Below are 19,665 nucleotides of genomic sequence, written 5' to 3' on the forward strand. Positions count from 1 at the left end.
AACCATGCAAGACTCATTGGTATGAACGGAATGCCCTACCTCGCCCAATCCGCCTTCCCACTGATCTGGATAGTGATCGCGGTAGTCGGCGCCCTGATCCGCACTCGGCACAGCCCCTCCCGCCGAGCCGCACTGCACACGTGGCAGCGGTGGTGGGCCGTCGCCGCGCTCGGCTGCGGCAGCCTGTGGATGACGATCGCGTTCCTCACGGCCCCGGACGTCATGGCCACCGCCATCGGCTTCACCCCGTCCCCCTTCCAGTTCGAGATCGCCTTCGCCAATCTGGGGCTCGCCGTGCTGGGTTTCCGCGCCGCCTCGGCCTCGGCCACCGCTCGCGAGCGCATCACCATCGGCCTCGGCGCCGGAATGTTCCTGTGGGGCGCGCTGATCGGCCACGTCTACCAATGGTTCGCCCACGGCGACCACGCTCCCGGTAACACCGGCGGAGTCCTGGTCTGCGACCTGCTCTTTCCGGCCGTCATGATCATCCTGGCCCGGCGTGAGCAGCGACTGTCCGCCACCGAGCAGCGCAACCCCGGTATCCACGCCTCGGTGTCGCCTGCGGCGGTCGCGTGATCGGCCGAGGTCCGGCAGTCCGGCACCCCCGCGTAGTCGAGCAGGTCGACGCCGTTGATCGCGCGCTCGATCAGCCGAACCTAGTGCAGCAGTCCGGAGACGTCGGCGCGGAACTGCATGGCGTGGTACGGCCAGTTCGTGGCGGTGTTCCACTGGCTCACGACGAGATGCAGCTCGGACAGGGTGGAGCCCGGGATGACGTAGCCGCCGTAGAGCTGGGCGACTCGGCCGGTGGCGTGGTGCTCGGCCTCCCAGGCCGTGCCCTCGAGCACGGTTGTCCGGGGTGCGCGGTACAGATCGGCATTGGGGGCGTCGAGCAGGAGTGCGTCGATTCGATAGTGACCGGCGTCGAAGAACACCAGCAGCCAGTGCCGCCGCCCGTCCGGACCGGGCACCCGGCGCAGGCACAATTCGCCGAACGCGCCCGGCAGGGTCAGTGTCGGCGGATTGCCCCAGGCCCAGCGCTCGTCGGCGAATCCCCACGGCTCCCAGGCCGCCGGATCGGTCAGCGAGCGCGCCGGGACGCGGTGCAGCAGCAGACCGGCGTCGCGCCGGAATCCGGTCGTGTACGCGTAGACGTACCCGTCGTCGGCGACCTCCCAGGTCAGCATCTGGAACAGGCCGCCGCAGGCGTCGCCCGGCCACCGGGCCCCGGTGCTCGACCAGGTCACTCCGTTGTCGGTCGAGGCGAGAATCTCGGTCCAGAGCACGTTGCCCAGCCCCTGGCAGGCCATGACGTGCAGATACATCGTGTCGCCCAGCGTGATCAGGTCGGTCGGCAGCATCGTCGAGCATCGCGCCCGGCGCAGCAGCCCCGACCTGGGGTACTCGATCAGCTGGCAGGCGTAGTCGTTCGCGTCGCCGCCGGACCCCGTCCAGCGCAGCCCGCCGGCCACGGTGTCCGGATCGGCGAACAGGGCGATCGGCGAACGCCAACCGGGCCCGCCCACCGTGGCCCGGTCGAAACTGTCGCCGAAGACGGCGACCAGCCGACCGTCCGGTGCGGCGGCGACGACACCGAGGTCGGTTCCGCCGATGCCGAACGCATCCGTGCGGCCGGGTCCGGTGAGATCGGTGATCTTGGTGGTATCGGCCATCCCTCCACTATTCCCACATCGCGCCCACTGCCGCAGTCTCGTTTCGGTATGCCGACGATATGTACGGGTTCGTAGCATCGAGAGCGTGCGCGTATTGATCGTCGAGGACGAGCTCTACCTGGCCCATGCCATCCGCGATGGGTTGCGCCTGGAGGCGATTGCGGCGGATATCGCGGGGGACGGTGAAGTCGCTCTGGAGTTGCTGAGCGTGAACAGCTATGACATCGCGGTCCTCGACCGTGATATCCCCAAGCTCTCCGGTGACGAGGTCGCCGAGCGCATCGTCGCTTCCGGCAGCGGGATGCCGATCCTGATGCTGACCGCCGCCGACCGGCTCGACGACAAGGCCACCGGGTTCGAGCTCGGCGCCGACGACTACCTCACCAAACCCTTCGCGCTGCGGGAGCTGGTGCTCCGGCTCCGGGCACTCGACCGCAGACGAGGCCACAACCGGCCGCCGGTGCGCGAGATCGCGGGCCTGCGCCTGGACCCGTTCCGCCGTGAGGTCTTCCGCAACGGCCGCTACGTCGCGCTGACCCGCAAGCAGTTCGCCGTACTCGAGGTGCTCGTCGACGCCGAAGGAGGCGTGGTCAGCGCCGAAGAGTTGCTGGAACGGGCGTGGGACGAGAACGCCGATCCGTTCACCAACGCCGTACGCATCACGGTCTCGGCCCTGCGCAAGCGCCTCGGCGAACCCTGGCTCATCGCTACGGTGGCCGGTGTCGGCTACCGCATCGATACCGGCCCGGAGCATCGGGGCTGACGATGGAGACCCCGAGCAGACCCCCGGGATTGAGCGTTCGCCTCAAGCTCACCCTCAGTTACGCCGGGTTCATCATGATCGTCGGAATGGCGCTGTTCGTCGCCGTATGCGTTTTCTACCTGCAATTCATCCCCGCCGACGCGATCAGCACGACCGGCAGCCTCTGGATCGACAAGAGCGCGCTGCTGCGCGGATTCGTTCCGTTCATGGTCATCGTGCTGATACTTCTGCTGGTGGTCGGGCTCACCGGAGGATGGTTCCTGGCCGGTTGGATGCTCGCGCCGCTGGCGAGCATCACCGCCGCCACCCGCTCGGCCGCGGAAGGCTCTCTCTCCCACCGGATCCGGCTGCCGGGGCACCGGGACGAGTTCCGCGAACTCGCCGACGCCTTCGACACCATGCTCGCCCAGCTCGAAGCGCACAGCGCCGAACAGCGGAGGTTCGCGGCCAACGCCTCGCACGAGCTGCGCACCCCCCTCGCGATCACGCAGACACTCCTCGACGTGGCCGGCAAAGACCCGAACCGGGACACGGAAAAACTCATCGCCCTCCTCTCCGCCGTCAACGCCCGGGCGATCAACCTCACCGAAGCACTGCTCCTGCTGAGCCGCGTCGACGGACGGTCCTTCGGCCGGGAACGCGTCGACCTGTCCCTGATAGCGGAGGAAGCCACCGAAACACTGCTTCCCCTCGCGGAGAAACAGGGCGTCCTCCTCGAGACCTCCGGTGAGATCGCGGCCGCCGTCGGCTCACACGCCCTCCTGCTGCAAGTGGTGACGAACCTCGTGCACAACGCGATCGTCCACAACCTGCCCGAACACGGAGCCGCATGGGTCACGACCGGCGTTCATCCCGGCACCGTGGTGCTCACCGTCGAGAACACCGGCGAGAAGCTCACTCCCGCTGTGGTTTCCACGCTTGCCGAGCCATTCCAGCGTGGCACCGAACGCGTGCACAGCGACCACGCGGGTGTCGGTCTCGGCCTGGCGATCGTCAGCAGCATCACCCACGCGCACGGCGGAACGCTCACTCTCGCCGCGCGACCCACCGGGGGGCTGCGGGTCACCGTGCAACTGCCCGTCGCTGCGAATCGGACGATCAGCGGTCACTGATCACGATGCCAAGGTACGAAATCGCATGTATCGGCGGCGTATCGAAAACCGCATACACGTCGGCAACGCCACGGTGTCTTGACTGTGGGCATGAATTCCGATCGTTCGGCACCGGTGGCCGAAACTCCTGTCGCGCAGGATAACTGGCATCCGGCGACGCGAATCGCATTCCGCTTCTGCACGGTCTACTTCGGCCTGTTCTGCCTGCTCGTCGTCTACATTCCGTTCGCGCTGCTGGGCCTGCTCGGACGCTGGGTGCGCGGGTACAGCGGGCCGTGGTTCTTCACCGTGACCGACCCCGTCACCGGGTGGGCGGGCAGAACGTTCTTCGGAATCGACGCTGTGCTGCACGAGGATTCCGGCGCCGGAGACCAGACGGCCATGTGGGTGCTGGCGTTCGTGATTCTGGTCGTGGCCGTCGTGGCCACCGCGGTGTGGACGTTGGTCGACCATCGAGCCTCCCATCCCCGGCTGCTGGCTTGGTTCACGCTGTTCCTGCGGGTGTGCCTGGGCGGGCAGATGCTGTCGTTCGGGTTCGCCAAGCTGATCCCCACCCAGATGCCGGGCCCCACGCTGGCGCAGCTGTTGCAGCCGTACGGCGATCTGAGCCCGGCCTCGGTGCTGTGGCTGCAGGTCGGCAGCTCGTATCCGTACGAAATGGCCCTCGGTGCAGTGGAAGTCGTGGCCGGGCTGCTGCTGTTCATACCGCGCACCGCGGTGCTGGGCGCCGCGGTGAGCCTGGCGGGCACCGCCGAGATCCTGCTGATGAACATGACGTTCGACATCCCGGAGAAGCTGCTCGCCGCGCACCTGCTACTGATCAGCCTGGTCCTGCTCGCCCCGTACCTGCGGCGACTGGCCGATGTGTTCGTGCGGCAGCGCGCGTGCGAGCCGCTGACACCACCCGCGCTGTTCGCCGACGATCGGAAGAACCGTGTCGCGCTCTGGCTTCAGATCGCGCTCTGCCTCTGGGTCGCGCTGGGTGACGGATACGACCGCTGGGTGGTCTGGCAGGACCAGTACGGCGCCGCCAGTCCCAAGTCCGAGCTGTACGGCATCTGGGACGTCCGGGATTTCACCCTCGACGGGCAGCCCGTACCACCGCTGACGACCGACGAGAACCGTTGGCAGAGAATAGTTTTCGATGATCCAGAGGAAGCGAACTACCAGCGCATGAACGGCGAACTCGTGCGTGCGCGTGCCGTCTTCCACCCCGGCGGACAGGTGGAACTCACCACGACGAACGCGAACGGCCGTGGAGCCGGAGGCGATCCACCGTTCGCGAAGTTGTCCACCGACCGCCCCGCCCCGGACCGCCTGTCGTTGCACGGCACCCTGCGCGACCGCGCGGTAACGATCACCCTGGAACGCGTGGACCCCGACAGCTTCCCCTTGCGCAGCCGCGGATTCCACTGGGTGCAGGACTACCCGCACTTCCGCTAGGGACCCCGCCGGGCCCCGGCCACGTCAGTTCCCTTCACTTTGATTGGCCGGGGCGAGGATTCGTGTACTGCGCACGCGTTCCGGGCGGAATCCGTAGGCGATCAGACGTCCCATGAGCTTCGCGACGAGGCTGATGCCGAGGCTCGACCCGTTGCCTGTCAGCCCCGTTCTCGGGGGTGTCGATCCGCTGGTTTCGGCGCGAAGTGCGGCACGTTGCAGCAGTTGGATGACCGCGGTCGGCGCCGTCCTGCGCCGCTGGACGGCGGCGAGCGCTCGATCGGGTACCGGTGTGCCGCCGTGCTGACTGCTCAGCAGTGGTTCGACGAGTCTGTTGGCTGTGGCCACCGCGTCCTGCACGGCGAGGTTCACGCCGACCCCGCCCACCGGCGACATGCAGTGCGCGGCATCGCCGATGACCAGCACGCCGGGCCGGTGCCAGCGCCGGAGTCGGTCGACTCGCACATCGAGGAAGTTGAGCGCGTCGATGGACTCGATCTCGCCGACTCGGTCGGCCAGGAATGGAGCAAGACGCGCGACCTTCTCCCGGAACGCGTCGATACCGGCCGCCCGCAGGGCCGGTATTCCCGCACCCTTCGGAATTTCGACGAACGCCTGCCAGTACGAGCCGCGGTCGATCAGCCCGAGGATGTCGCTACCGTCGATTCGGAGCGTGATTCCCTCCGCCGGATCGGATTCGCGCCGGGTAATGCGGAACAGCAGCACATCCATGGATGAGCCCATAGGCCGGGGGCGCAGGCCCGCCGCGGCGCGAGAAGCTGATCCGCGCCCGTCCGCGGCGACGACGAGCCGGGCGCGGATCTCGTGCTCGCCGTTGCCATTTCGATATCGGACGCCACACACCCGGCCGTTTTCGCGCACGACGTCGTGCAACGACGAGCCCATGAGGAGCCGAAAGTTCGGGTACCGGGACGCTTCCGCGGTGATGAAATCGAGAAAGTCCCACTGCGCGATCATCATGATGTACGGGAACTTGACCTTCAATTGCCGGAAATCGGCCATCCTTCGGTACTCGCCGCTGTGGATCATGCCCATCGAGCCGACCTTGCGATGCGGTAGCGCGTGCAGCTTCTCGGCGAGCCCCAACTGGTCCAGCACATCGAGTGTCGCCGGGTGGACGGTGTCGCCCCGGAAGTCGCGGAGGAAGTCGCCGTGCTTCTCGAGCAATGTCACCTCGACTCCGGCGCGGGCCAGCAGCAGCGCCAGCATGGCGCCGGCGGGGCCGCCTCCGACGACGCACGCGGTGGTGGATCGGCTGTCCGGCGCTGACATGGTGTCACCTTTCTTCAACATCTGTTGAAGAAAACGGTAGCAGCGTGGCCGCCAATACTTCAACAGACGTTGGAGAACCACGTGCGCGTACTAAGCTGGGCCGCGATGAGCAGCATGGATCAGCCCGGGCCCGAGGCCGGGCCGAATCGCCAGGGGCGGTGGCGGACAGGGCAGGAGAGCAAGCGCAAGATCCTGGAGGCCGCACGGGCGAGCTTTGCCGCCCACGGCTACCAGGGCACGACGGTCCGATCCATCGCCGCCGCGGCCGAGGTCGATCCTTCGATGATCCATTACTTCTTCGGCCGCAAAGATCAGCTCTTCGCCGCGACGATGAACCTCCCGGACGGCCCGCGTGAGCCGATGTCGAACCTACTCACCGCGGGGCTCGACGGGCTCGGCGCGCGGCTGGTCCGCCGGTTCCTGGAAGTATGGGACGCCGCCGAGCGTATGGAGCCGTTGCTCATCATGGCTCGTTCCACCGGCAACTCCGACGCCTCCGCTGACATGCTGCGGGAATACATCGACCAGGAATTCACCGCGCAGCTCGTCGCGGCCGTGGACCGGCCGGACGCTGCGCTGCGGTGTGATCTGGTGTGCGCCCAACTGCTCGGGATCGCGACGGCCAGGTATTCGATCCGGCAGGAGCCACTGGCCTCGGCCGATCACGACACGCTGGTGGCATGGCTGGGCCCGATCCTGCAGCGGTTGCTGACCGATCCCTCGCCACCGGTAGCCCCCACTTCAGGGTCGGCTCGATGACGGTCGCACCGCCGCTATTCCGCAAGGTAAGTCCGGACATATCCACTGGATATTCCGGCCGATATTGCGGATCGCAGATCCACGACAACCAACGCTCGGAATGGGATGCAGGCTCGATTTCGTGACGGGCTCGGATTGTGCGGTATCGGCGGTGCTGGGAAGCCGTGGGATTCGTGAATCGGCCCCGTGGGTATACGATCCCGGAGATTTGAGAAGACCAGCGTATGAGAAAACGCTGATGAGAGGAGAATGCGTGAGCACGAGGCGAATTCGTGCAGCGGCCACTCTTGTGGCTACCGTCACCTTGGGAGCATTGGCTGCGGCAGTGGCGCCGACAGCGAGTGCTGCTCCCGCCGCGAACGGGGGTGATCCCGTCTTTTTGGTCCACGGTTACAACGACTCCGGTGATTCGGATTGTGCATCGTTGTGGGGCAATGCGATCGACTACTTCGGGTCCAAGGGAATCGACAAGTCGTCGATTCACACCGTCGGGTATTACGCGGGTGACAGCAACTGCGAGGTCGACCTCGGCGACGCCGATACCAACACGCGGATCAAAGATGTGGCCGCGGCATTCGCCCACCAGATCCACAACACCAACACGAGCACGGGCCGGTCGGTCGACATCGTCGCGCACTCCATGGGTGGGCTCGTGACGCGAGTGGCGTTGCTGGGCTCGGCCAAGGGCTGGGAGGGCTTTCCGGCGGCGAAGCTGCAGGTCGGCGATGTCGTCACGCTCTCCACTCCCCACCAGGGGATCGTCGACAAATCCAAGTACCAGAGCGAACAGTGGGACTCGATGGTGCCGGGCTCGAAATTCCTGGAGGTGCTCCAAGCGCCCGAGAACAGGCTCGACCAGGGCTGGGCGCAGGGTGTCGACTGGAGTGTCGTCGGATCCGATGAGGACGAGACGGCGAACGGCGATTCCGGCATCGACAAGGACCGGCCGGCCCAGCACAAATACCGTTACCTGTCCGACGACAAGCACGACCTCTCCCACACCAATATGCGCAAGCTCGCCCCCGGGGACGGCGATTACAACCTGCGCTACTGGAACGCGAGCGAGGGCAAACCACACGACACGACCAATGGATGGGCACCCTTGGAGACCGCGTTCAACGCGCTGGACCGTGGGGGAAACGCCTAGGTCGGGTCGGAGAAGTCCGTCCTGACGGCGGTGATCGCGGGTCGGCGATCACCGCCGACGTCTCGACCGGTGACCAAGGGCGATAAAGCTGTGCATGGCCTGGATCTCACAGCCCGCCGATTCCCTTGCCCGCCACCACGGTCCCCATGATCAACAGCACGATTGCCATGACCATGTGGTTGTTGGTCTGTAGCCAGTTCTTCAGCGTGTCCAGTTCACCGTGCAGCCGCTCCCCGGCGATCCGGTATCCGACCACCGGAATCACGACCGTCGAAGCGGCGAGCACGGTGAACACGGCCAGAGCGATGGTTTCCTGCGAGCCGGGCAGGCCGCCCGTGCCGATGGCTGCCCCGGCCGAGACGCACAGCAGCAGGTTCTTGGGGTTCACCGCGGACAGCAGGGCGCCCAGGCCGACCGCTTTGGGGAAGGTGAAGCCGTCGAGTGCGCGCATCCAGCCGGGCTCCGCGGTGTCGGCGCGATCGTGCCACTGCTTGGCCGCCAGGGCGATCAGCGCCACGCCGACCGCGATCTTGATCCATGACACCGCCGCCGACGGTTCGCCACTGTCCGCGGTGTCCGCGGATCCCGATAGCAGCACCAATACCGTTGTGACGCAGAGGATTCCGGCTATCCATCCCACCGCGAACCCGGTGCTTGTCCCGGCGGCGTCGCGGGACAGCAGCATGAGGATGATCGCCACGATCGGGATGGGTGAGATGGCCAGGCCGATCGCCAGGGGCAGCAGCTCACCGATGACTGAACCCATACCGGGAGAGTATGGACAGCTAACCCTCGGCACACCACCCGTTGCGGGTGAGGCGGGGCCCTTGTCGAGTCGACGGTCGTGAGGTTCACCCGTCGTGGGTGAAGCCTCGAAGTCCGGGCACAAGCAGGTTGGGGAAGGGCACCGGTGCGGTGCCGGGCCCGGACTCGTCGAGGAGGCATCGGCCGTGAACGACTCCGCCATCCCACTCGCACAGGCGCTGGCCGCGATCAGCGTGGCCGATCAGGTGCGTACGCCGTTGGGCACTTTCGATTTCTTCGACGGTGTTCCCCTGCCCGCGTCGCTGTCGTCGTTGTACGACGGCCTGGACTTTCTGCGTGGGGTCGAGGTGTTCCTCAACGCCGTCCCGGGGGCGTCGCTGGTGGCGATGCGTCGCGGTCTGCGCGGTATCGGTGTCGACGGGCCGGCGACGATCGCGATCACCGATCCGCGGGCCAACTCCGGCAGTTTCTTCCTGACCCCCAATACCGAGACCACCTACGGCACCATGTTCCTGGACCTGCGCGACGGGCCGGTGGTCATCGAACCTCCCGCCGAATCGCTGTGCGTGGTCGACGACTTCTGGTTCCGCTACGTCGCGGACATGGGGATCGCCGGACCCGACCGGGGCCGCGGTGGGAAGTACCTGTTCCTGCCACCCGGATACGGCGGTCCCGAACCACAGGGTTTCCACACCTATCGCACCCCCACCTTCACCAACTGGGTCGTCTTCCGGGCACTCGGCGGCGTGGAAGCGTTGCGGAAGACCAGGGTGTACCGGCTCGCCGACGCCGCCGATCCGCCGGCGATGAACTTCGTCGATGTCGCCGACCGGGCCTTCAACACGGTGCACGCCAACGACTTCAGCTTCTTCACCGAGATCGATGAGCTGATCCAGGAGGAGCCACCGGGATCCCTCGACCCCGAACGCACCGGGCAGCTCGCCGCGATCGGAATCCGGCACGGCCATCGGTTCGCTCCCGACGACCGCCTGCGCGCCATCCTCGACTCCGCCGCCGAGGCCGCGGCCGGGATCAGCCGCGCCCTGGTTTACTTCCCGCGCGAGCGTGACGCCTTCGTCTTCGACGCCGGCTCGTGGAAGGAGGCATTCGTCGGCGGCAGCTACGAGTTCCTGCACGAGGGCGCCCGGCTGCTCGACGCCCGCACCCGGTTCCACTACTTCGCCACCGTCATCACCCCCGCGATGGCCCACGCCCAGATCGGGGCGGGCTCCGCTTACGCCTACACCGCCCAGGACGCCGAGGGCCGAATCCTCGACGGCGGCAAGCACTATCGGCTCACCCTGCCGACGAACCCGCCCGCGAAGAACTTCTGGTCGGTCGACATCTACGACACCCAGACCCGGTCACTGCTGCGAACCGACAACCCGTATCCGAGCCTGATGAGCCTGACCGGCACCGTCGCCGCCGAGCCGGACGGTTCGATCATGCTGTGGTTCGGCCCCACGCCACCGCGCGGCAAGCAGGCCAACTGGATCCAGACCGTGCCGGGCAAGAGTTGGTTCCCCATCCTGCGCCTCTACGGCCCCCTGCAAGTCTGGTTCGACAAGACCTGGCAACCCGGCGAGCTGGACGAGATCGGCTGACACACACAGCAATCGTGGGGTTGAACGTGGACACCCGCTACTCCCTGCAGAAGATGCTCGATAGGTCCGCGAGTGGTCGTCATATCAGCGGGTCGTGTGACTCGTGCTGTTGCGCATCCGGTCCCATCCTTATCGAACGGCTAGAGTCCGGGGGGCGAGGAGGGCTGCGCCGGTTGCCGCGATTCAGGGGAGTCGATCGGCGAGAGGTTTGAGAATGTCCGCGATCGCCCGGGGGTCCTGCGGGCCGAGGTGTGGTGCGGCGATCGAATGAATGTCGAAGCTGTTGCCGGGGGTTGCCGCGTCCGCTTCCGCGATCATGCGGTCCTGCAGTGCGGGCGGGAGGGTGCGGTCGCGGGTGCAGCGGATGTAGCTGCGCGGGATGCGGCCCCAGGTGGCCGGGTCGCCTCGGGAATCGTCGACGGTTACCGCCCACGCCTCGTCCGGTTCCATGGCATTGAGTGCCGTCCGGAAGGCCGCGTCGTCGTAGTCGTCGGCGAGCGCGGCCTTCGCGGCGGCGAGGAATTCGGGATCGGCTGAGCGCCAATTGGTTCGGGTCACGCCGGTCTGCTGCGGGTCGCCGAGGCTCGGGATGGCGGTCGCCAGCGCCGTGGCCGCCTCCGGTGTGGTGTAGCACTCCAGCACGCTGCGCAGCCGGACGCAGCAGAACGCGGTCAGATACACCAGTCGCGCGATGAGATCGGGGATTTCGTTTGCGACCCGTGTGATCGTCGCCCCGCCCATGCTGTGGCCGACCAGGATGACCGGGCCCTGCCCGGCGGCGCGGCGCACCACATCCACCACATGCGCGACGTTATCGGCCAGGCGCAGCCGAGCCAGGGGTGAGGGTTCGGCCGCCAGTGCCGAGAGATCTTGTGGCGCTTGATAAGACAGGGGGAAGTGCGCGGCGGCCCCGTGGCCCGGCAGATCGACCGCCAGCGCCCGGTGACCGGCAAGCGTCAGGGCGGCCACCAGTCCGGCATACGAGGCGCCGTTCCCGTTGGCGCCGTGCACGATCACGAAGGTCGGCCGATCACCCCCGCCGCTCGCCCGGTCCCCGTTCGCGCACCCGGCGACCAGGGCTCCGGCACCCAGCGCACCGGCACCCAGCAGCCCTCGACGCGACAGCTCACGCATGCGTCACCCCGCGCCGAGCCCGCTGCAGACCGACCGCGAGCGCCGCCGCCCCGAGCGCGCCGATCACGTAATCCGACCACCCGGGAAGTCCGGACGCTCGCAGAATCGCCGCCACCCCGAAGCTGCTGTCCCACAGGGCTTCCGTCACCGCCGACCCGAATCCCTGCACGAACAGTATGAACCCGAGCAGCAGCCACCCGGACTGCGTCCGGGCCGCGGCGATCCATGCCGACATGACTCTTCCTCTCGTTCCGATGCAACTGCATCGAAACGCTAGCATCTTTCCGATGCAACTGCATCGGTATGCTGAGCGGATGCCCCGATACGTGGATCACGAGAGCCGCAGGCGCCTGATCGCGGACGCGGTGTGCAGCCTGATCGGCCGGCGCGGAATCGAGGCGGCGACGCTGCGGGAGGTGGCCGCGGAGGCGGGCGTTTCGATGGGCGCCGTGCAGCGGTGCTTCCGCACCCGCCAGCAGATGCTGATCTTCGCGCAGGAGCGTGTGAATCAGCGGATCACCGAGCGCACACAGGCTCGGATCGCGGCCTCGGCCGAGCCGGAGTCGGTCGTCACGATGCTGGAGTTGACGCTGTCGGCGATGCTCGCCGTCGATGATGCGGAACTCGTCGAGGCGCGCGTCTGGATTGCGTTCAGCGCGCAGGCGGCGGTCGACCCGGTGGTCGCGGCGGCCCAGCGCGACCACTACCGCGGGCTGGCCGAACTACTCGCCCTCCTCGTGCGGCTGGGCCAGGAGGGCGGGCAGATCCGGCGCGATATCGTGCCCGACCAGGCGGCCGAGGATCTGTCCGCGCTCGCGGACGGCCTGACGCTGCAGGTCCTGATGGGCCGGCAGACCCCCGAATCCGCGCACTACACGCTCCGCAGACATACGGCCGAACTCTGGACTCCCCTCAGAGGAGATTCAGTGCGAGGGTGATGGTGCTGACCGTCGCCACGGTGGAGGTCACTCCGACGTGCATCCCGATGGACAGGCGAATGTCCTTGTGCCGCCAGGCAAGCCAGAATCCGGGGAACGTGAAGATCACCCGCGACACCAGCACCCACGGTGACCAGAAGTGGTACAGCGCGAACAGGACCGTGCTGATCACCGGCGCCCACCCGCGAAGATGGGCGATGCGGGGGAGCAGGAAACCGCGGAAGTACAGCTCCTCGATGAGCGGTAGCGAGATTCCGGTGAGCGGCAGGCAGATCAGCATGGTGGTGAGCACGACCGAGTCCGGGTATCCGTCGAGATAGGTGTTGTTGCCGCTGCCGCCGGTGTTCGCATACGGCAGCCAGGTGAAGAAGTCCTTGAAGAAGTCGTTCAGCGGTGCTGTCACGGTCCCCAGCACGAACATCCACACGATCAGCGGGATCACCATCGCCACCAGCTGCCCCCGGCCGACCGGCTTGTCGATGTAGTGCAATATGCCGCGCAGCGAGTAGCGGCCGTTGCGCCGGCGGCCCAGCCACAGCAGCCCGCACAGGACCGGGAAGAGGATCAGGCACAGCGCGATCGCCCAGCCCAAGAACGCCGGATAGCCGATGGCATCGGCGATCGGTTCGCCGATGAGCAGGTAGGCGGCGACGATCAGGAGGCCGGGGACGAGATGTAGCCCGACGGACAGCGGCAGCGAGTGGTGGTCGGCGAGCAGCCGGTCGACCACCCCGTCGGGTCGAGTGTCTTCAACGGCACCCATGACAGTTCCCCGACCTAGACGGCGGTCGCGTGACGGATGGCGATGCTGTCGGCGCCCGGCTGTACTCCCTTGGTCGGAAACAACCTGCCGCCACGCCTTCTGGGGGAGTAGGAACCATTCGAGTACACCACGGGAATCCCTGAAGCAGTCATACGAGGGAGCGTGCACGTTGACCTCGGGTCAAGGTCAAGTGCGAATCGTCGGGACTCGCTGTCGGGGTGAGCTATTCGTTGTGTGCTTCGAGTTCGGTTGCCGACGGCTGTCGGGTGGCCGCCCACGACGCCAGGAGCGCCAGGTTGTCGGCGGTCGGCGTGCCTGCGGCTGCGGTGTAGACGGTGAGGTGCAGGCCGGGTTCGGCGGGCAGCGTCAGGGACTCGACGTCCAGGTCGAGCCGGCCCACGATCGGATGGTGCAGCCGCTTGCGTCCGGACCGGTGCAGCCGCACGTCCCGGGATGCCCACCGCTGCCGGAACAGCTCACTGCGCGTCGACAGTTCGCCGACCAGGGCGATCAGCTCCTCGTCGTGTGGATTGCGGCCGGCTTCCATGCGTAGCTTCGCGGCCGTGTCATCGGCGATTCGGTCGTAGTCGACAAAGAAATCTCTGGCCGCCTCGGGGGTCAGATAGACGAATCGCGCTGTGTTCGCGGGCCGTCGCGGGTCGGTCAGCACCGGTGAAAACAGCGCGCGGGCAAGGTGATTCACGGCGAGTACGTCATAGCGTCCGTTACAGATCCAGGCCGGTGCATCGGAGATGGCATCGAGCACCTGCTGCAATGTCGAGCGCACCGGCACGGCGGGCCGGCGTGCACCGCTGGGCGCTCCGGATCGACGCGCGAGATGGAACAGGTGGTCGCGCTCGGCCTCGTCGAGCTGTAGGGCGGCGGCCAACGCGTCGAGCACGCCCTCGGAGGCACCGGCGAGGCTGCCGCGCTCCATGCGCACGTAGTAGTCGACCGATATCCCCGCCAGCAGCGCTACCTCCTCGCGACGCAGACCTTTGACCCGACGATTGCCGCCGTAAGCGGGCAGGCCCGCCTGCTCGGGTGCGATGCGGGCGCGACGCGAGCTGAGAAACTCCCGGATATCGGTGCGTAGATCCATCGAGGCCATCACCTCACCGTAGGTCCGTTCCGCAGTCCGAGGGAGGCAATGCGGGTACCCGGCTAGGTACCCGATGCGGTCGTCGCGATGCCGCCGTCCACCGGGATGATGGAGCCCGTGAGGTAGGACCCGGCCCGGCTGGCGAGAAACACGGCGATACCCGCCATGTCGTCGTCGCGGCCGAGTCGGCGCAGCGGGGCCTTCGCCGCGATCGTGTCGCCGACGGCATCGAGCGTGGACGCCATCATCTGCGACGGGAACGGTCCCGGTGCCACCGCGTTCACCGTGACGTGCTGTGGGCCCAGCTCTCTGGCAAGCACTCTGGTGAGTTGATGGAGTGCCGCTTTGCTGGCGGCGTACGAGTAGTTGGGCGACTCGGCGACGTGGATGGCGGCGATACTGCCGATGTTGATGATCCGCGCGGGATCATCAGCGGTGCCCGCCCTGCGAAGTGCGGGGAGCAGCGCCTGCACCAGCCAGAACGGCGCCTCGAGGTTGAGGCCGAGCACTGTGTCCCAGGCCTCGTCCGGGAACGTCTCCAGCGGCTCACGCCACATCGCTCCCGCGTTGTTGACGAGGATGTCCAGGCGTTCCGAGTCGACGTTGACAAGATCGGCGAGGCGCCGACACTCGTCGTGCCTGGACAGGTCGGCGGGGATTGCTCGAACGTCGCCGAATTCGGACAGCAGTTGCTGTGCCTGCGCGCACGCGTCCGCCGTGCGTGAGCTGATGACGACGCGGGCGCCCGCCTGGAGAAGGCCACGCGCAATCATCATCCCAATGCCCCTGGTGCCCCCAGTGACAAGGGCGTACCTCCCACTCAGGTCGAAAAGTTCTGTGTGAGTGGTGAATTGGTCGTCCGCCATTGGCTCAGTCCCTTCTCCGGCCCATTGCTTTCCCCGCGTTCAGCCGGGAACCGACCACAGGTTAAGCAGGCCTTGCGGCCAGCAGGGAGACCCCGGCGATACCGGTACGGAGCGAACCACCCTTCCGTGGTCCCGGCGGATCACCTACGGATGGGAGCCTTCGCGGTGTGGGTTGCCCATTCGGCGTCCCTCGACCGGCCCGGCGAACAGTAGTTCTCCAGCCGGGCCCGGACGGCGGAGCGAGCGCGATGCAGGATGACGCGCTGATTTCCCGCGGTGATGCCGAGCAGGGCGCAGACCTCGGCAGAGGTATAGCCCTCCGCGTCGCGCAACGTCAGCACGATCTGGCTGCGGTCGGAGAGTTCGGCCATCGCCGCCACGATCACCTCGCGCATCTCGACACGCTCGGCCTCGTCCTCGGGGCCGGACCGGCGTTGCGGCTCTTCGCCGACGCGCCAGTGCCCGGGGTGAGGGTAGCCGTCGGGCTGGAAACGTGTGCGATCGACCAGCGGGCCACTGTCCTCGGACAGCAGGCTGCCGAATGGCACGGTCCGATTCTCCTTCATCCCACGCCTTTTCGCGGTGTTCACCAGGATGCGGAACACCCAGGTCTTGAGCGCGGAACGACCTTCGAAGCCGGCTAAGCCGCGAATTACAGCGATCCAGGTGTCCTGGACGACCTCCTCGGCGGAAGCGGGTGTCGAGACGAACGATTGCGCGAGCCGCATCATGGACCCCGACCAGGCATCCAAGATCAGAGCGAACGCGGCCTCGTCACCGCCGCGTAACCGGTCGACCAGCACGTCGTCGGCCGGGAACGCGGCGTCGGTACTCACGAACTCTCCTCGCCCTCATCTCGGCTGGGTGCCCGCTGTGACGGCAGGTGCGTTATCGACCGTAGGGCCGATTCGGCGGAGAAGGTGTGCTGGAACCGGTGACGAAACCGTGACGACGCGCGAGCGGCGCGGTCGTCACGGCAGATGTGCCTCGAGGAACGAGTACTGATCCGGTGTCGGGACAATCCGATCCAGAGTGAACCCGGCGGACGTGAGCAGCTCCGCGAATTCGGTGGCGCTGCGCTCCTTGCCCCCGTTGACGGCCAGCATTATCAAATCGATCAGTTTGGTGGCGTGCGGTTCGTCGCCGGCGGGCACGACACCCTCGATCACCACGAGCCGGGCACCGGCCGTCGCGGCATTCCTGATGGAGCGCAGGATACGTACGCAGGCTTCGTCGTCCCAGTCGTGCAGCACGGCGGCCAGCACGTACACATCGGCACGCGGCACGGATTCGAAGAAATCCCCGGAGACGACAGCGATCCGGTCGGTCAGCCCGGCCTCCGCCATCTTCTGCCGTGCACCCGGGACCACTTCGGGCAGATCGAACAGGATGCCCCGTCGGGTGGGTTCGGATTCCAGCAGGCGAGCCAGGATGGTGCCGTCGGCCCCACCGATATCGGCAACGACGTCTCCAGCGGGAAGGCGGTAGCCGTCGAACATCCGATCGCGCAGCCCGCTGGTGATCGCGGCCATCGCACGATTCTGCAGTTCGGCCATCCCGGGGGTGGCGACGATCCAGTCGAAGAAGTGCTGACCCAGATATCGCTGGGCGGCCGTTTCTCCGGTCCGGACGGTGTGCAGCAGCTCGCCGAACGGGAGGTAGTGCGTCTCCATCCAGTACAGGGCGATATCGCGGACCGAGTCCGGGCGTTCGGCGGACAAGGTGGCGCCGAGCGGCGTCGTCTCCACCGTATCCTCGCCCAGATCATGGAAGACCCCGAGCGGCGCCAGGCTCCGCACGAGCCGGCGCACCAGTTCGGGCTGTGCACCGCAGGCGGCGGCGAGTTCGTCGATGGTGCGGGGCCCGTCGTCGAGTCGAGTGGCGATATCGAGCGCGGCCACCACATACAGTGCCTGGGAGATCTGGAAACCACCGAGCAGCTGTATCATCGCCGCTCCCACCGGCGGTTGTTCCAGTGCGGCACGGCCGCCCGCCTCGTTCTCGGACATGCTCTCCATCGGTTTCCTTCCAGTGGTATCGGTTTCGACTCAGCTCTGTGGTCGATCACCGATTCACCGTTACATCGGCCGTGTATGGCGCGGACCCCCGATGCCGCGGGGGCCGCGTCCCGCGCCCGCATCGACACACCGGCGTCATTCGCCGTGCGATTCACTGGAAGCCGTTGGGGCCCTTCACCGCGACCACGCCGATGTCATCCGGCCCCGACTCGGTCGCGACCGGCCGGAGTTGCGGGGCGACGTGCAAAACTGGAGGAGTATTTCGGTGCGACCGAGGAGGTGAAGCGATGAACTGTGATGAATTGGTCGAACTGGTCACGGCATTTCTCGACGGTTCGCTGGATCCGGCCACCGAGCAACGTTTCGTCGCTCACCTCGCCGAATGTGACGGGTGCGAAACCTATATCGAGCAGTTCCGCCGAACCATCGCACTGGTGGGCGAGCTACCCCCGCCGGGGAATCTGCCCGCGAACGTACGGTCGAATCTGCTGACGGCGTTCCGAAACTGGCCACACTGATCGCAGGAAGATCACCGACCCCGGCGAGCAGACCGCCATCGCGCGCGGCTGGGCCAGGACCGGCCGCATCACTCCGAAAGTCGGCTGCGGGCGGGTTCCAGACCGGCCTCTCCCGAACGCACCGCGAACGACGCCGCGTGGTGGGCGTCGGCATTCGGGTCGGTGACGTCGGTGACGTAGAACCAGTCCATCTGGGCGTGGTCGGCGTCCAGGTGCAGGACCCCGTAGCCGTGGGAATCGAGTTCGACGTAACGCAGGTGCGGATTGGCGGATCTCATCGCGGATTCCAGGGGCAGCGACGCGGTGCGGGGCGGAGCGGGGAATGCGTCGCCGACGCCCTTGGCGGTGACCGAGGGAACGACGAATTCGACCCCCGCGCGCGGGCCGTGCGGATAAGTGGCGAGTTCGGCGGGAAGCTCTGCGGCCCAGGAACTGTGAATGTCGCCGGTGAGGAAGAGGACGTCGGTGATCGACCTGCCGATGATGGTGTCGAAGAGCCGGCGCCGGTCGGCCGCGTAGCCGTCCCACTGATCGACCAGCGCGGGGACCCCGGACTGCGGCATGCCCAGGCTTTCGTGCAGGGCCGCGGCCGCCTCGGGCGACAGCGGCGGCAGTACCAGCGGCGCGATCATCACCGGATTGCCCACGAGCTTCCACCGTGTCGGTGCGGAGGCGATGCCGGCGGTCAGCCACCGCATTTGTTCGTGGCCGGTGATCGTCCGGGCGGGGTCTTCGACCGCCCGCCACCCGACAACCGGTGTCGCCTGTTCGCTGCGGTAGCTGCGCAGGTCGAGCATCGACAACTCGGCCAGGGTGCCGAACCGCAGCCGCCGGTAGAGTTTGGCCTGCGGGCCGATACCGTTGGCGCGCACCGGCATCCACTCCAGATAGGCGCGCAGGGCGGCCGCGCGCCGCGCCGCCCAGTCGCCGGGAAGAAACGGAATCCGGGTGCCCGGGCCGCCCGACCAGGAGTTGTCGGCGGTCTCGTGATCGTCCCAGATGCAGATGAACGGGTACCGGATGTGCAGGGCCGCGAGGTCCGGGTCGGTCTTGTATTGGCCGTGCCTGGTGCGATAGTCGGCCAGCGAGACGATTTCGTGCGCGGGTTCGTGCCCGCGCACGGAACCGGCACGGCCGCCGTAGAAGCCGCGCGGGTACTCGTAGAGGTAGTCCCCGAGGTGCACGACCGCGTCGAGATCGCCACGCACGGCGAGATGCCGGTACGCGCCGAAGAATCCGGCTTCCCAATTCGCGCACGACACGACCCCCAGCCGCAGCCGATCCGTCTCGGAGTCGGCGGCGGGAGCGGTGCGGGTTCGCCCGACCGGTGACGTCCGCCCCAGTGCGGCGAAGCGGTAGAAGTAGTCGCGGCGCGGTCGCAGGCCGTCGGCGTCGATCTTGACGGTGTGATCGGAATCTGTTGTCGTGGTGACGGTTCCGGAGGAATGCACGTCGGTGAAGTTCTCGTCGGGACTGATCTCCCAGTCGACGGTGACCGGTTCGCCGATGCCGGACCCCGGTGTGGCTCGCGGGTCGGGAGTGATCCGTGTCCAGATGATCACCGCGGACGGGAGCGGATCTCCGGAGGCCACGCCGTGCCGGAAGACCTCGCTACCGGCGCGGGCCGGGCGGGCGATGAGTGCGGTGGACGCGACACCCGCGGCGATTCCGCCCCGGAGCACGGCTCGCCGCCCCAGCGTCGCCTGTGGTCCGCGGTCGTCTACGGAGTGTTCGGATTCGGAGGACATGCAGGCACTTTCGTCGGCTGTA

Annotated in this window: 20 protein-coding genes; 9 read left to right on the forward strand and 11 right to left on the reverse strand. The window is 67.2% G+C overall.

Annotation, left to right across the window (positions count from 1 at the left end; genetic code table 11):
* The first annotated feature begins 21 nt into the window (after window positions 1-21).
* A complete protein-coding gene (locus tag NM1_RS29425) occupies window positions 22-576 on the forward strand; it encodes a DUF6790 family protein (RefSeq protein ID WP_068027108.1) in 555 nt (184 codons plus the stop codon).
* Window positions 577-656: 80 nt separating this feature from the next.
* Here the strand turns inward: NM1_RS29425 and NM1_RS29430 are convergent, their stop codons facing one another.
* On the reverse strand, window positions 657-1,673 hold the full coding sequence (locus NM1_RS29430) for a glycoside hydrolase family 183 protein (RefSeq protein ID WP_068027111.1): 1,017 nt from the start codon (window positions 1,671-1,673) through the stop codon (window positions 657-659).
* Between the two features lie 85 nt (window positions 1,674-1,758).
* On the opposite strand from NM1_RS29430, the gene NM1_RS29435 reads away from it, so the two are divergent.
* From NM1_RS29435 to NM1_RS29445, 3 genes are all read left to right on the forward strand, one after another.
* Window positions 1,759-2,436, forward strand: a complete 678-nt coding sequence (locus NM1_RS29435) for a response regulator transcription factor (protein WP_068027115.1) — start codon at window positions 1,759-1,761, stop codon at window positions 2,434-2,436.
* A 29-nt stretch (window positions 2,437-2,465) separates the two neighbouring features.
* On the forward strand, window positions 2,466-3,548 hold the full coding sequence (locus NM1_RS29440; RefSeq protein WP_068027199.1) for a sensor histidine kinase: 1,083 nt from the start codon (window positions 2,466-2,468) through the stop codon (window positions 3,546-3,548).
* 90 nt (window positions 3,549-3,638) lie between these two features.
* Window positions 3,639-4,991: a DoxX family protein gene (locus NM1_RS29445; protein WP_068027201.1), complete on the forward strand. Its 1,353-nt coding sequence runs from the start codon at window positions 3,639-3,641 to the stop codon at window positions 4,989-4,991.
* Between the two features lie 24 nt (window positions 4,992-5,015).
* On the opposite strand, the gene NM1_RS29450 is transcribed toward NM1_RS29445, so the two are convergent.
* Window positions 5,016-6,281 (reverse strand): FAD-dependent oxidoreductase, encoded by a 1,266-nt coding sequence (locus NM1_RS29450; protein ID WP_068027204.1) that lies wholly within the window; start codon window positions 6,279-6,281, stop codon window positions 5,016-5,018.
* Window positions 6,282-6,386: 105 nt separating this feature from the next.
* Here NM1_RS29450 and NM1_RS29455 point away from each other — a divergent pair, with 105 nt between their 5' ends.
* Window positions 6,387-7,040, forward strand: a complete 654-nt coding sequence (locus NM1_RS29455) for a TetR/AcrR family transcriptional regulator (protein WP_084520158.1) — start codon at window positions 6,387-6,389, stop codon at window positions 7,038-7,040.
* Between the two features lie 238 nt (window positions 7,041-7,278).
* A complete protein-coding gene (locus NM1_RS29460; protein ID WP_246011697.1) occupies window positions 7,279-8,187 on the forward strand; it encodes an esterase/lipase family protein in 909 nt (302 codons plus the stop codon).
* A gap of 106 nt (window positions 8,188-8,293) precedes the next feature.
* Here the strand turns inward: NM1_RS29460 and NM1_RS29465 are convergent, their stop codons facing one another.
* Window positions 8,294-8,953 (reverse strand): GAP family protein, encoded by a 660-nt coding sequence (locus NM1_RS29465; protein ID WP_068027121.1) that lies wholly within the window; start codon window positions 8,951-8,953, stop codon window positions 8,294-8,296.
* A 184-nt stretch (window positions 8,954-9,137) separates the two neighbouring features.
* Between NM1_RS29465 and NM1_RS29470 the strand changes: the two genes are divergently transcribed.
* Window positions 9,138-10,556, forward strand: a complete 1,419-nt coding sequence (locus NM1_RS29470; RefSeq protein WP_255286236.1) for a DUF1254 domain-containing protein — start codon at window positions 9,138-9,140, stop codon at window positions 10,554-10,556.
* Window positions 10,557-10,739: 183 nt separating this feature from the next.
* Here the strand turns inward: NM1_RS29470 and NM1_RS29475 are convergent, their stop codons facing one another.
* Together NM1_RS29475 and NM1_RS29480 are read right to left on the reverse strand one after the other, a co-directional pair.
* Window positions 10,740-11,690 carry an alpha/beta hydrolase gene (locus NM1_RS29475; protein WP_068027123.1) on the reverse strand — a complete coding sequence of 317 codons (951 nt, stop codon included), beginning with the start codon at window positions 11,688-11,690 and terminating at the stop codon, window positions 10,740-10,742.
* A complete protein-coding gene (locus tag NM1_RS29480) occupies window positions 11,683-11,925 on the reverse strand; it encodes a hypothetical protein (protein ID WP_068027124.1) in 243 nt (80 codons plus the stop codon). Before NM1_RS29480 ends, NM1_RS29475 begins: the two co-directional genes overlap by 8 nt.
* Before the next feature lie 79 nt (window positions 11,926-12,004).
* Between NM1_RS29480 and NM1_RS29485 the strand changes: the two genes are divergently transcribed.
* Window positions 12,005-12,628 (forward strand): TetR/AcrR family transcriptional regulator, encoded by a 624-nt coding sequence (locus NM1_RS29485; RefSeq protein WP_068027211.1) that lies wholly within the window; start codon window positions 12,005-12,007, stop codon window positions 12,626-12,628.
* Here the strand turns inward: NM1_RS29485 and NM1_RS29490 are convergent.
* The 5 genes from NM1_RS29490 to NM1_RS29510 form a co-directional block, all read right to left on the reverse strand.
* Window positions 12,603-13,391, reverse strand: coding sequence for a CPBP family intramembrane glutamic endopeptidase (locus NM1_RS29490; protein WP_068027125.1), 789 nt, complete (start codon window positions 13,389-13,391; stop codon window positions 12,603-12,605). The genes NM1_RS29485 and NM1_RS29490 overlap by 26 nt on opposite strands.
* A gap of 223 nt (window positions 13,392-13,614) precedes the next feature.
* Window positions 13,615-14,502: an MmyB family transcriptional regulator gene (locus NM1_RS29495; protein ID WP_068027128.1), complete on the reverse strand. Its 888-nt coding sequence runs from the start codon at window positions 14,500-14,502 to the stop codon at window positions 13,615-13,617.
* Window positions 14,503-14,555: 53 nt separating this feature from the next.
* The gene (locus NM1_RS29500; protein WP_068027130.1) at window positions 14,556-15,359 is read right to left on the reverse strand and encodes an SDR family oxidoreductase; all 804 of its coding nucleotides are present in this window, start codon (window positions 15,357-15,359) and stop codon (window positions 14,556-14,558) included.
* 140 nt (window positions 15,360-15,499) lie between these two features.
* Window positions 15,500-16,195, reverse strand: a complete 696-nt coding sequence (locus tag NM1_RS29505; RefSeq protein ID WP_068027134.1) for an RNA polymerase sigma factor — start codon at window positions 16,193-16,195, stop codon at window positions 15,500-15,502.
* A gap of 135 nt (window positions 16,196-16,330) precedes the next feature.
* Window positions 16,331-17,377, reverse strand: coding sequence for a methyltransferase (locus NM1_RS29510; protein ID WP_084520160.1), 1,047 nt, complete (start codon window positions 17,375-17,377; stop codon window positions 16,331-16,333).
* Window positions 17,378-17,664: 287 nt separating this feature from the next.
* On the opposite strand from NM1_RS29510, the gene NM1_RS29515 reads away from it, so the two are divergent.
* Window positions 17,665-17,895: an anti-sigma factor family protein gene (locus NM1_RS29515; RefSeq protein WP_068027137.1), complete on the forward strand. Its 231-nt coding sequence runs from the start codon at window positions 17,665-17,667 to the stop codon at window positions 17,893-17,895.
* Between the two features lie 68 nt (window positions 17,896-17,963).
* On the opposite strand, the gene NM1_RS29520 is transcribed toward NM1_RS29515, so the two are convergent.
* On the reverse strand, window positions 17,964-19,643 hold the full coding sequence (locus NM1_RS29520; protein ID WP_068027140.1) for an alkaline phosphatase D family protein: 1,680 nt from the start codon (window positions 19,641-19,643) through the stop codon (window positions 17,964-17,966).
* Between the last annotated feature and the right edge of the window lie 22 nt (window positions 19,644-19,665).

It is taken from the genome of Nocardia mexicana NBRC 108244, from assembly GCF_001613165.1.
Lineage (GTDB): Bacteria > Actinomycetota > Actinomycetes > Mycobacteriales > Mycobacteriaceae > Nocardia > Nocardia mexicana.